The following is a 12,640-nucleotide window of genomic DNA, read 5'->3' as shown; positions in this document are numbered from 1 at the left end:
GAAATGAAGAAGCGAGTTCTGACGGTCGACGACTCACGGACGATCCGAAACATGCTGCTGGTCACGTTGAACAATGCCGGTTTCGAAACGATCCAGGCCGAGGACGGCGTGGAGGGCCTTGAGGTCCTGGAGGAAGCCAATCCGGACGTGATCGTCACCGACATCAACATGCCGCGTCTCGACGGTTTCGGCTTCATCGAGGGCGTGCGCAAGAACGATCGCTACCGCGCCATTCCGATCCTGGTACTGACCACTGAAAGCGACGCGGAGAAGAAGAACCGCGCGCGTCAGGCGGGTGCAACCGGCTGGATCGTCAAGCCGTTCGACCCGACCAAACTCATCGATGCAATCGAGCGCGTAACGGCCTGAAGTCCGGGGATAGCCTCCAATGGATATGAACGAAATCAAAGAGATCTTCTTCCAGGAATGCGAGGAACAACTCGCCGAACTGGAATCGGGTCTGCTGAAGCTCAATGATGGCGACCGCGACCCGGAAACGGTCAATGCCGTTTTCCGTGCGGTGCACTCCATCAAGGGTGGCGCCGGCGCCTTCGGGCTGGACGACCTGGTCTCCTTCGCGCACGTGTTCGAGACGACCCTTGATTGCGTTCGTTCCAACAGGCTCGATCCCGGTCCGGAAGTTCTGAAGGTGATGCTGAAGTCGGCCGACGTGCTCGCCGACCTCACCAACGCTGCGCGCGATGGCGGCAGCGTCGACGAGGCGCGCAGCCGCCAGCTGATCAAGGAACTCGAGGCACTCGCAAACGGCGAAGTGCCGCAGGCGTCGGCAGCACCGGCCGAAGCGGTTGCCAAGCCCGTCGCCGCCGTGGCGCCGCCGCCGGTCAACGACGAAGGCTTCCAGCCTGTCGCCTTCTCCTTCGATGACTTCGACGCGGCCGAAGAGCCGCCGCTGATGGAAATGCCCACCTACGAGATCGTCTTCAAGCCGAAGTCCGATCTCTACGCCAAGGGCAACGAGGCAACGCTGCTTCTGCGCGACCTCTCGCGCCTCGGCGAGATGAGCATCCATTGCGACATGGGCGCACTGCCGACGCTCGATCGGCTGAGCCCGGAAAGCGCTTACTTCTTCTGGAAGATCTCGCTCAAGACCGACAAGGGCGAGGAAGCGATCCGCACCGTCTTCGAATTCGCCGAGTGGGATTGCGACCTGGAGATTTCGCGGATCGAAGACGAGGCTACGCAGTCGGGCGAAGAGCTGCCGATGCAGCCGGTTCCCTTCGACCTGTCGATCCTTGATGACGAACCGGCGGTATCGGTCGGTGTCGTCGAGGAAGAAGAACAGCTTGCCTCCCAGCAGCAGGATCGCGACGCCGCGGTTTCTGCTGCCGGCACGGCAAGCAACGTCTTGCAGATGGCGCAGTCCGCCGCCCGCGGACCGGCCGAAAAGGCGGCACCGGCTGCCAGTGCCGCTGCCCAGAGCGCTGCCGCGCAACAGGCTGCCGCATCGGCTGCAACGCCGACCATCCGCGTCGATCTCGATCGCGTCGACCGCCTGATCAACCTTGTCGGCGAACTCGTGATCAACCAGGCGATGCTCTCGCAGAGCGTCGTCGAGAACGACACCAACGGTACGTCCTCGATCAACATGGGCCTCGAAGAGCTGCAGCAGCTCACCCGCGAGATCCAGGATTCGGTGATGGCGATCCGCGCCCAGCCGGTGAAGCCGGTCTTCCAGCGCATGTCGCGTATCGTTCGCGAAATCGCCGACATGACCGGCAAGTCGGTCCGCCTCATCACCGAAGGCGAGAACACCGAAGTCGACAAGACGGTCATCGACAAGCTCGCCGAGCCGCTGACCCACATGATCCGCAACGCGGTCGACCACGGCCTCGAAACGCCGGAAAAGCGCCTCGCCGCTGGCAAGAGCGCCGAAGGCACCGTGCGCCTGACGGCGAAGCACCGTTCCGGCCGCATCGTCATCGAGCTTGCCGACGACGGCGCGGGCATCAACCGCGAGAAGGTGCGCCAGAAGGCGATCGACAACGACCTGATCGCCGCCGATGCCAACCTGTCGGACGAAGAGATCGACAACCTGATCTTCCACGCCGGCTTCTCGACGGCTGACAAGATCTCCGACATTTCCGGCCGCGGCGTCGGCATGGACGTGGTCAAACGCTCGATCCAGGCGCTCGGCGGTCGCATCAACATTTCGTCGAAACCGGGCCACGGTTCGGTCTTCACCATGAGCCTGCCGCTGACGCTCGCCGTCCTCGACGGCATGGTGGTCACCGTTGCCAACCAGACGCTGGTTGTGCCGCTGACAGCGATCGTCGAAACGCTGCAGCCGGAAGCCTCGGCGATCCACTCCTTCGGCTCCAACCAGCGGCTTATCTCGATCCGCAACTCGTTCTGCCCGCTCGTCGACGTCGGTCGCATCCTCAACTTCCGCGCCATCCAGGCGAACCCGGTCGAGGGCGTCGCGCTCTTGGTGGAATCGGAAGGTGGCGGCCAGCGCGCTTTGATGGTCGATGCGATCCAGGGGCAGCGCCAGGTGGTGATCAAGAGCCTGGAAGCCAACTACACCCACGTGCCGGGCATCGCCGCCGCGACCATTCTCGGTGACGGCCGCGTGGCGCTCATCCTCGATGTCGACGCGATCGTCGCCGCCTCGCGCGGGCATTCGCTGAAACCTGAAATGTCACTTGCTGCAGTCGGATAATGACAATGACCTATGCCGCAAAAAATCTGACGACGGACGGACGGGAGCTGATCGCTTTCCGCGTCGGTGATCAGGAATTCTGCGTAAACATCATGCAGGTGCGCGAGATCCGTGGCTGGACGCCTGCGACATCCATGCCGCATGCGCCATCCTATGTGCTGGGTGTCATCAACCTTCGCGGCGCGGTGCTGCCGATCGTCGATCTCTCGGCCCGGCTCGGCATGAAACCGGCCGAACCGAACGTGCGCCACGTCATCATCGTCGCACAGGTCAAGAGCCAGGTCGTCGGCCTTCTGGTCGACGCTGTCTCCGACATCCTGACGATCACAGACGACAAGATCCAGCCGACGCCGGATGTCATCTCGTCGGAGTTCGAAAAGAGCTTTGCGCGCGGCGTGCTCGCGATCGAAGGCCGGATGATCTGTCTTATTGAACTGGAAGCGATCTTCCCGCAGGAAGAAAGGGAAGCCGCATGAGAAGCCAGATCATCGCCGAACAGAAACTGTCGCCGGACGAGTGCCTGGCGAGCGGCGAGTATCCGTTGACCCGTCGCGATCTTACCGAGATCGCCGCGATGATCTATGCGGATGCCGGCATCTACCTCAACGAGACCAAGGCGTCGCTCGTCTATTCGCGGCTGTCGAAGCACATTCGCAATCTCGGGCTCAAAGGCTTCCGCGAGTATTGCCAGCTGGTCGCTTCGCCCGCCGGTGCGGCCGCACGGCGCGACATGCTTTCGCACCTGACGACGAACTTCACGCGCTTCTTCCGCGAGAACCATCACTTCGAGCACCTGAAGACCGACGTGCTGCCGGACCTGATCGCACGGGCCAAGGCCGGTGGCCGGGTGCGCATCTGGTCGGCCGCCTGCTCGGACGGGCAGGAGCCCTATTCGATCGCACTGACGGTCCTGTCGCTGCTGCCGAACGCGGCCGACTACGATTTCCGGATCCTTGCGACCGACATCGACCCGAAGATCCTGGCGCTCGCTCGCGCCGGTGCCTACGACGCGACCGCGCTCGAAACCGTCAATCCGGCCATGCGCAAGCAATATTTCTCCGAGGTCAACAGCGGTGGCCGCTTCAAGTGGCAGGTCGATGATCGCGTCAAGCGGCTGATCACCTTCAACGAACTGAACCTGATGGCGCAGTGGCCGTTCAAGGGCCCTTTCGATGTCATCTTCTGCCGCAACGTCGTCATCTATTTCGACGAGCCGACGCAGATGAAGATCTGGTCGCGCTTCGCCGGCATGCTGAACACCGACGGTCACCTTTATATCGGCCATTCCGAACGTGTGTCCGGTGACGCAAAGGCGCACTTCGACAACATCGGCATCACCACCTACCGCCACACCGGCAAATTTCATGGAGGACGGGCATGACCACTCCCGCTCGCGTTCTCGTCGTTGACGACTCCGCCACAATGCGTGGCCTGATTACAGCCGTGCTCAACGCGGATCCAGACGTGACCGTCGTCGGCCAGGCGGCCGACGCCATGGAAGCGCGCCAGGCGATTAAGCAGCTCGATCCCGATGTCGTCACCCTCGACATCGAAATGCCGAACATGAACGGCCTCGAATTCCTCGACAAGATCATGCGGCTGCGGCCAATGCCGGTCATCATGGTCTCGACGCTTACCCACAAGGGCGCTGAAGCCACGATCGCAGCACTCGAGATCGGCGCCTTCGATTGCGTCGGCAAGCCGCATCCCGGCGACCCGCATCCCTTTGCCGGCCTCGTCGACAAGGTGAAGGCTGCGGCTCGCTCGCAGCGCAAGTTCATCATCACCGGCAATAAGGTCGCGGCGCCGGCTCCGGCCAATGCGAATATGGCGTCCGAGTACCGGGCCGGCCGCAAGATCATCGCCATCGGCGCCTCGACCGGTGGTGTCGAAGCCCTGATCACGGTCCTGCAGAAGTTCCCGGCCAATTGCCCGCCGACGGTCATCACGCAGCACATGCCGCACACCTTCACCAAGAGCTTCGCGGAGCGGCTGAACCGTCTCTGCGCGCCGGCGGTGCAGGAGGCGACGGACGGCGCGCGGCTCGAAATCGGCAAGGTCTACCTGGCGCCCGGTGGCGAGCGCCATCTGCAGGTCGCCAACCCGACGGCACCCTGCTGCCGCCTGGTGGACCGCGACCCGGTCAACGGACATCGGCCTTCGGTCGACGTGCTGTTCGATTCGGTCGCCGAGCTTGCCGGACGCAATGCGATCGGTGTCATTCTGACCGGCATGGGGCGCGACGGCGCCTCCGGTCTCCTGAAAATGCGGCATGCCGGAGCAAAGACCTTCGGCCAGAACGAAAAGACATGTGTCGTCTACGGCATGCCGAGAGTCGCCTATGAATTGGGCGCCGTTGAAACCCAGCTCCCCCTCGGATCCATCGGGGAGGAGGTCCTGAAAGCAGCGGCGCTCCGCAAGGAAGGAAGCGAATAATGTCCATCGCCGAAAAAATCAAAGTTCTGATCGTTGACGATCAGGTGACGAGCCGCCTGCTCCTGGGTGACGCCCTGCAGCAGCTCGGCTTCAAGCAGATCACCGCCGCCGGTGACGGGGAGCAGGGCATGAAGATCATGGCTCAGAACCCGCACCACCTGGTGATCTCCGACTTCAACATGCCGAAGATGGACGGGCTCGGCCTGCTGCAGGCTGTCCGTTCGAACCCGGCGACCAAGAAGGCGGCCTTCATCATCCTGACGGCCCAGGGCGACCGTGCCCTGGTTCAGAAGGCAGCGGCCCTCGGTGCCAACAACGTTCTGGCCAAGCCCTTCACCATCGAAAAGATGAAGGCTGCGATCGAAGCCGTATTCGGGGCGCTCAAATGAACATGGAAGCCGCCGGCAAGCGCGTGCATGTCATTCAGGGCGAGTACAAGGTCTTCAACGATCCGAACATCGTTCTGTCGACCATTCTCGGCTCCTGTGTGGCAGCCTGCATGCGCGATCCCGTGGTCGGCGTCGGCGGCATGAATCACTTCCTGCTGCCAGGTTCCGCGACGTCGCCCACATCCGGCGGCGACGCGACCCGCTACGGGGTCCACCTCATGGAGTTGCTCATCAACGGCCTCCTGAAACAGGGCGCCCGGCGAGATCGTCTCGAAGCCAAGATCTTCGGGGGCGCCAAGACGATCGCGCGGTTTTCCAATGTCGGAGAACAGAACGCCGCCTTCGCGCGCCAGTTCCTGCTCGACGAGGGCATCCGCATCGTCGGCGAGAGCACCGGCGGCGAGCACGGTCGCAAGCTCGAATACTGGCCGTCGTCCGGCCGCGCCCGGCAATATGCCCTGACCGGCGTCGAAACGCAACGCACGGTGCAACTGGAGGAACGCCCGATCGTCGCGCCGAAGCCGGCCGAAAGCTCCATCGAATTCTTCTGATACTGCGAGGCAGGCGCCTCGCAGGCCCGAAATACGACTTCTACCGCAGCCCCGAGCCACGTGAGACATACACATGCAGACCGACTACCAGGCCCACATGCCGCACGTGGAAGAAGCGCTCCCCGAAGTGCTGATGCGCATCGTCACCGAATTGCACGACGTCGCCTATCTGATCGAGCGGATCGAGCCGCAGCTTGCCGGTGACCATGGCGCCGATGCGCTTGCCAATCCCGACAAGATGATGGTGCTGCAGGGCATCGACCTTGCCGTGCAGAAGACCCGCGGGCTGGCCGAATTCATCGACACGATTACCGCATCGATCCCGGACGCCTGGATGGTCGACGTCACCACGGCCGTCAATCTGGTGAAGCTTGCCGATATGAAAAAGGCACTTGGCAACGGCATGTTGCGCCGCGGCCACTCCCAGCCGCTGACGAAGGCGGCCGGCGATTTCGAAGCGTTCTGACGCTTGCGAAGCGCGCTTCAGGGCGCGCGTCTGAGAATATCCTTTTATATTCAGCAGCTTGCTGCAGCGTGTCCCGATGCCGCCGCAGTTCTGCGGCGAGGCTTGGCTGCGCCCGACGGCCCGCTTCGCGCCGGTGGATAAGTTTTTTGGCGAGGCTTCCGCCGCTTCGATTGGGCTCATCAAGCCAAGTTCGCGCAAGTTTCGTTTCCTACGGTCCGGATCGGGACTGGTGGATTCGCCTGCATTGGAAGTCGATACTCGGCATGTCGATACCCAGAAAACCCGAATGTTGGAACTGCGCAGGGCGCTCGGCCGATGATCGGCCCGATGACCTTGCGATACTGGGTGCGGAAACAGAATGAGTCTGTTGGATCAACTCTCGACGTTCACGAAGAACCTGAGCAGTCTCGGGCAAGGCAAGCTGATCGCGTTGGCGGCGGCTGGCATTGTTGCGGTCGGCATGGTGCTCGGGGCTGGAATTTACGTCAACAGACCCTCGTTCGAGACGCTCTATGTCGGGCTCGAACGCAGCGATGTCACCCAGATCAGCATCGCGCTGGCTGAGGCCAACATCGATTTCAATGTCGGGGCTGACGGTGCCAGTTTGCAGGTTCCGGTCGGCATGACCAGCAAGGCGCGCCTGCTGCTCGCAGAGCGTGGCCTGCCGAGCAGCGCAAATGCCGGCTATGAACTCTTCGACAATGTCGGTTCGCTCGGCCTCACCTCCTTCATGCAGGAAGTGACCCGCGTGCGTGCCCTCGAAGGTGAAATCGGCCGCACCATCCAGCAGATTTCCGGTATCGCCGCCGCCCGCGTCCACATCGTGATGCCGGAGCGCGGCAGCTTCCGCAAGGCAGACCAGAACCCCACCGCCTCGGTCATGATCCGCGCCAGCGCCACGGTCGGCCGCAGCGCCGCCGCTTCGATCCGTCATCTCGTCGCCTCGTCCGTACCGGGGCTCGACGTCGATGACGTGACCGTGCTCGATTCGACCGGGCAGCTTCTCGCCTCCGGCGACGACCCGGCCAACAGCGCCCTCAACCAGTCGCTCGGCGTTGTCCAGAACGTGCAGACCGAGCTTGAGAAGAAGATCGACAATGCGCTTGCTCCGTTCCTCGGCATGGACAACTTCCGCTCGAGCGTCACGGCACGTCTGAACACCGACACGCAGCAGATCCAGGAAACGGTCTTCGATCCGGAATCGCGCGTCGAGCGCTCGACCCGTGTGACCAAGGAAGAGCAGAAGTCCAGCCAGCAGCAGCCGGACAATGCCGCGACGGTACAGCAGAACATTCCTCAGGCCGCCCCGAAGGGCGGTGCCGGCCCGCAGTCGAGCGACCAGGCCGAGAAGAAGGAAGAGCAGACCAACTACGAAATCAACAGCAAGACGATCGCCACCGTCAAGAACAGCTACACCGTCGAGCGGCTCTCCGTTGCCGTCGTCGTCAACCGTGGTCGCCTGGCAGCGATGGTGGGCGAGCCTGCCGACCAGGCCAAGATCGACGCCTATCTCGCCGACATGCAGAAGATCGTCGCCTCGGCTGCAGGCCTCGACACCAGCCGCGGCGATATCGTGACCTTGACCGCCATGGACTTCGTCGAGACGCAGCTGCTCGACCAGGCGGTTGCCGGCCCGGGTGTCATGGAAACGCTTACCCGCAACCTCGGCGGCATCATCAACGCGCTCGCCTTCATCGTGGTCGCCTTCCTGGTGGTCTGGATGGGCATGCGACCGCTGGCACGCCAGCTCGGTCTCGGCGGCGGCGCCGGCCAGATCCAGGGCGAAGCCGCTGGCCTCGAACTGCCCGACTTCTCTCCGGCCACTGCCGGCGCCGGCGGCGCGCTCATGGAAGGCTTCGGCTCGGACTTCGGCTTCGACAGCACCGACGACCTGCTCAGCATGGGCGACGACAGCGGCAGCTTCAATCGCCGCGTTAAGGAAGGGCCGGAGCGGCGCCTGGCCCGCATGGTCGAGATCAGCGAAGAGCGCGCGGCGAAGATCCTGCGCAAGTGGGCTCTCGACAAGGCGGCCTGACGGACAGAAAACGGCCCTGGAACTTCTTGCAAATCCCGCCCTTGTGGCGGGATTTTTCTTGTCGCCGCCACGCCTCATCGGGCCTGCGGTGGGTTTTGGTGTTCAGGTCAAATATTGTCGGAGTTCGGCCGTCATATTTCATCTGGCGCCGAAATTGCTTCAAGTTTCCAAGGGAGTCCGGCGGAGTCCCGGCGGTTACCCAGATGGTAATATTTTAACGATATCTTAATTTATAGATTCGGCCCGCCCGCATGGCGTGCATTCCGCGTTGCTATCTACTATTCCGGATTCGGGCTATACAGAGTTCATTGCAAATATAACATTATTGCTCTCGAAATTTATTCTTTGAGTTTCACAATTTATATATCGGTAAAATGAGGGAGGTCTGAAAATAGGCTGGTGCATTTGAGCAACAGCTATGAAAACAAAGTATAATATCGCGCGCATTCGAAATTCTCTGTGCGCGAAAAACCGTCCTTTTTTGGGATGAGATCCCATCGTTTTCCACTCGCAACGCCGCCCTCCTTCTCGTTCGCCGCGCGAAAATCGCCGATTTTCAAGAGAAAAGGCTTTTTCTTTCAAGGTATTGCGGCTCTTTGTCGGTCCTGTCCGCAACAGATGGGTGTTGGCAGGGGGCGTGCGATTGCGAATCGCGACATGCCGGCGATACGAAGTAAATAGCCAGAAGAGGGCGATGTTTTTTTTCTCGCGTCGATGTACATTTTTAGCAGTTGATTCGCGTCCTGATCTGCGACTGGTGGTAATATTCGGCTTCGGCCGGCTGTTGGCGGCGGCAGCGCAAATGCAGTTCCGGGATGTGGATCCGGCACAGGGGCTGAACTCATGGACATTTCGCAAGCAGACATTGCTGTCTGGCCTTTGCCGACGGCACCGACACGCGCACGCGGCGGCGGGTTTTCGCGCGAGCAGCTTTTGCGACGACTGGGCGAAGTCGCCGGGCGCGGCGGTCTCGGAAGCGGCCTTTCGGCTCTGACGGAATATGTCGGAGCGAGCCATTATCTGTTGGCGCGTTATGATCTGTCGCAGGACAGCGGACTCGACCACGTGGTCTGCTCTGATTGGCCGTTCGACGTCGTCCGGCGGCTTTCCGGCGTGATCACTGCGCTTCATGCCAAGACGACGGAACTGGAAAAGTGCCTCGCGGTGCTGCAGCCGTGTTTTCATGCGCTGCCCGACAATGCCGAGTTGCCGCGCGGCATCAGCCGCGAATACTGCGCGATCACCTTCAATGTCGGGCGCCTGCGTTTCTCCCTGATGCTGCTGGTCCCGGACGACGTGATCCTGTCGCAGGAGAGCCTGCGTGACGTCACGCTTCTGGCGGGCTATCTGGCAAGCTTCACCACGCGCGCCGAAGTCCGCCATGACCGCGACTTCGAGCTGACCGAGCGCGAACTGGAGTGCCTGTTCTGGATTGCCGAAGGCAAGACGAGCGAAGAGATCGCTGTGATCCTCGGCATCTCGCGCAACACCATCAACAACTACATCACCAGCGTCATGCGCAAGACCGCGACCCGGACACGGTCCGAAGCGATTGCCTACGCGGTGCGCAATAATCTTGTGTAAGGAACGGGCGCGATGACGCATTTTCTTGGCGGCGGGCGGATCGAGGACGAGCAGAAGCTCGCAAGAAACGGCAACCGCGCCGCGCGAGCGGCCACCTTGGTCACGCGCCTGCAGGCCATGCAGCGTCAGATCAACGCCAAGCACTTCGCAGTCTTGCGCCTCAACAGCAAGGGAACCGGCAGCGCCCGAAAGCTCACCTGCGTCCTCGACAACTGGGGCGTAGCCGCGGAAGCCAACGCCCATGATCTCGTCAACGCTTATGGCGAAGAACTGGTCGCGCATCTCGACCAGTCGCTGCTGCCGATCCTTTGGGATGGAGCCGGCGAGCACCAGGCGGCCGAGCTTTCCGAGCTTGCGCCTTTCGCGCATCGCCTGAAGGGCCGCAAGCTTCCCTATTCTGGCATTGCTTTCCCCGTCAGGCTCGGCGCCCAGGGCAACGGTTACGTCGTCTTCGCCGGCAGCTACGTCGACGCCTCCACGGAACAGGTGGTCGATCTGCACGGCCGCAGCTGCATGATCATGACCGATCTTCTGGCGGCCGACGAGAAGCGCGTCGCCCCGGCGGAAACCTTGAGCGACCGCGAGATCGCCTGCCTGCAGATGGCGGGCGACGGTCACATCAGCGAAGAGATCGCGGAGCGCATGGGACTTTCGGTCCACACGGTCAACGCCTATCTGGGGGCTGCGACCACCAAGCTCGATTCGGTCAACCGCATCCAGGCGATCGCCAAGGCGATCCGCCTCGGCTACATCAGCTAGCTCCGGACACGACGGACCGCGCCGGCCTTTTGAGCGGCGGAGCCGAGGGAATTTAACTTGCCAGCGTCAATCGCACGCCAAGACGAGATCCGTCCGAGCGGCGCTTTCAACTCGCCAGCGGCAACTCATAGGACTTGATGAATTTCGCCTCTGCGAGGCTCCGCGCCAGGAAGGCCGTGTTCTCGTCCGGGTCGGACGACGGGTTCTGGAAATTGATGTGGCTGATTTCGATCCCGGCCGTCTCGTTGCCGAGCGACAGGCGGACATAGATGGTCACGCCGCGGGGCTTCAGTTCGAGGTCGAGCACGATTTCCGGCTCGCTGTCCCAATCCAGATTGTAGTTACCGCCGAGGCCGAAATTGACCGTGCCGGGCAGAAAATAGAGCTCCGCTGCCGATTCGACGAGGTCAGCGAGGCTGGCATAGGACTCGAACCGCAATAGCGCGATGAAATCGGCGGCGTCGATGAGGCGCAGTTCGGTCGCCACAGGGCGAATTGCTTCAGCTACGATCTGTTCTCGTTTCTCGGAGAATTCGCACTTTTTCATCGGAGTTATGTCATCCGTTTTGGTTGCGACGCATGCACGCGGTGAATGAGTTCGGCAACAGCCTTGTAAAACACCGGTGGAATCACACTATCGACCGAGACTTGTGCAAACATGGAGCGTGCAAGCGGCGGGTCCTCGAAGACGGGAATGCCGTTTTTCTCTGCGATTTCACGGATCTTGAGGGCAACCAGGTCCTGGCCCATTGCCACGACGATAGGCGCGTCGCTCTCCTCGCGGACATAACGCAAGGCGACGGCATAGTGGGTCGGGTTGGCGATGACCAGCGTGGCGCGCGGCACCGACGAGATCATGCGCTTGCGCGCCCGATCACGCTGCATCGAGCGCAGGCGCGACTTGACGATCGGGTCGCCCTGCGCCTGCTTCATTTCTTCCTTCACTTCCTGCTTGGTCATCATCAGTTCGGTGTACCAATGGTGCCGCGACCAAAAGAGGTCGGCGATCGCCAGCACTGCGGTCGACAGCAGAATGACGATCATGATCTGGTTGAGGTCGCTCGCCATCGTCGAGAACATCGTGACCGGATCGGAAAACATCAGGTCGAGCGTGGCGAAATAGTCGTTCCAAAGCACCAGAACGACGACGACCGACACGATGATGATCTTGAACAGCGACTTGCCGAATTCGACCAGGCCCTGGATGCCGAAGATCCGCTTGAGCCCCGCCATCGGTGAAACCCGATTGAGCTTGGGCTGGATGCGGTCGAGAACCGGCAGGGGCAAGTTCTGGAAGATGGAGGCGCCGACGCCGAAGACGATCAGCAGGACGAAAACCGGGACAACCAGAGCCGTCGATTTCCAGATCAGATGGGTGATCAGGGCCACGACGTCGGTGGCGTTTTCCAGCCGCCAGGCCTCGGGTTGCTCGAAGATATCCTTGAGCGCCTCGGTGAGGGTGGCGACGCCGTCTGTCAGGAAGAAGACGAAGAAAATGTAGATCGCGAGCGTCGATGCGAACATCGTGGCTTCGCGTGAAAAGGGCACATTACCCTTCTCGGCGGCGTCCGAGATCTTCTTCTCTGACGGGGCTTCTGTTTTGCTGTCTTTATCCTGATCGTCCGACATGAGACAGGACGGCTCCCAGTTCCTCTACAGTGACGCGCGTCCGACGGACATACGCCCTGCATTGCGCCTCCTGTAGTGGACCCAGCGCGGGAACCAGGCAAGAGTTGAGCC

The 12,640-nt window shown here is 61.7% G+C and carries 13 protein-coding genes; 11 read left to right on the top strand and 2 right to left on the bottom strand.

The genetic code is table 11. The annotated features are described in order from the left end of the window. Positions 1–3: 3 nt before the first annotated feature. The 11 genes from JVX98_RS19170 (at position 4) to visR (ending at position 10,900) form a co-directional block, all read left to right on the top strand. Positions 4–369: a response regulator gene (locus tag JVX98_RS19170; RefSeq protein WP_025425897.1), complete on the top strand. Its 366-nt coding sequence runs from the start codon at positions 4–6 to the stop codon at positions 367–369. A gap of 19 nt (positions 370–388) precedes the next feature. After that, positions 389–2,680 carry a chemotaxis protein CheA gene (locus JVX98_RS19165; protein WP_205237098.1) on the top strand — a complete coding sequence of 764 codons (2,292 nt, stop codon included), beginning with the start codon at positions 389–391 and terminating at the stop codon, positions 2,678–2,680. Positions 2,681–2,685: 5 nt separating this feature from the next. After that, positions 2,686–3,156, top strand: coding sequence for a chemotaxis protein CheW (locus tag JVX98_RS19160; protein WP_043613065.1), 471 nt, complete (start codon positions 2,686–2,688; stop codon positions 3,154–3,156). Further along, complete coding sequence (gene cheR, locus JVX98_RS19155) at positions 3,153–4,061, top strand: protein-glutamate O-methyltransferase CheR (protein WP_043613064.1); 909 nt, start codon at positions 3,153–3,155, stop codon at positions 4,059–4,061. Before JVX98_RS19160 ends, cheR begins: the two co-directional genes overlap by 4 nt. Further along, the gene (gene cheB / locus JVX98_RS19150; RefSeq protein WP_205237097.1) at positions 4,058–5,116 is read left to right on the top strand and encodes a chemotaxis response regulator protein-glutamate methylesterase; all 1,059 of its coding nucleotides are present in this window, start codon (positions 4,058–4,060) and stop codon (positions 5,114–5,116) included. Before cheR ends, cheB begins: the two co-directional genes overlap by 4 nt. Next, positions 5,116–5,505, top strand: a complete 390-nt coding sequence (locus JVX98_RS19145) for a response regulator (RefSeq protein WP_025425902.1) — start codon at positions 5,116–5,118, stop codon at positions 5,503–5,505. The genes cheB and JVX98_RS19145 overlap by 1 nt, the downstream gene beginning before the upstream one ends. Further along, positions 5,502–6,056 (top strand): chemoreceptor glutamine deamidase CheD, encoded by a 555-nt coding sequence (cheD, locus tag JVX98_RS19140; RefSeq protein ID WP_043613058.1) that lies wholly within the window; start codon positions 5,502–5,504, stop codon positions 6,054–6,056. Before JVX98_RS19145 ends, cheD begins: the two co-directional genes overlap by 4 nt. Before the next feature lie 73 nt (positions 6,057–6,129). Further along, positions 6,130–6,522, top strand: coding sequence for a hypothetical protein (locus JVX98_RS19135; RefSeq protein WP_205237096.1), 393 nt, complete (start codon positions 6,130–6,132; stop codon positions 6,520–6,522). 358 nt (positions 6,523–6,880) lie between these two features. Then, positions 6,881–8,557, top strand: coding sequence for a flagellar basal-body MS-ring/collar protein FliF (gene fliF / locus JVX98_RS19130; protein WP_205237095.1), 1,677 nt, complete (start codon positions 6,881–6,883; stop codon positions 8,555–8,557). 843 nt (positions 8,558–9,400) lie between these two features. Further along, positions 9,401–10,141 carry a transcriptional regulator VisN gene (gene visN, locus JVX98_RS19125; RefSeq protein ID WP_192447866.1) on the top strand — a complete coding sequence of 247 codons (741 nt, stop codon included), beginning with the start codon at positions 9,401–9,403 and terminating at the stop codon, positions 10,139–10,141. 12 nt (positions 10,142–10,153) lie between these two features. Then, complete coding sequence (visR, locus tag JVX98_RS19120; RefSeq protein ID WP_192447865.1) at positions 10,154–10,900, top strand: transcriptional regulator VisR; 747 nt, start codon at positions 10,154–10,156, stop codon at positions 10,898–10,900. Between the two features lie 106 nt (positions 10,901–11,006). On the opposite strand, the gene JVX98_RS19115 is transcribed toward visR, so the two are convergent. After that, on the bottom strand, positions 11,007–11,447 hold the full coding sequence (locus JVX98_RS19115; protein ID WP_043613045.1) for a hypothetical protein: 441 nt from the start codon (positions 11,445–11,447) through the stop codon (positions 11,007–11,009). Positions 11,448–11,452: 5 nt separating this feature from the next. Beyond that, complete coding sequence (gene flhB, locus JVX98_RS19110) at positions 11,453–12,529, bottom strand: flagellar biosynthesis protein FlhB (RefSeq protein WP_205237094.1); 1,077 nt, start codon at positions 12,527–12,529, stop codon at positions 11,453–11,455. Positions 12,530–12,640 lie beyond the last annotated feature (111 nt).

Source organism: Ensifer sp. PDNC004 (assembly GCF_016919405.1).
Classification (GTDB): domain Bacteria; phylum Pseudomonadota; class Alphaproteobacteria; order Rhizobiales; family Rhizobiaceae; genus Ensifer.
Note: the sequence above shows the minus strand (reverse complement) of the source record. Positions and strands in the feature narration are given on the sequence as shown.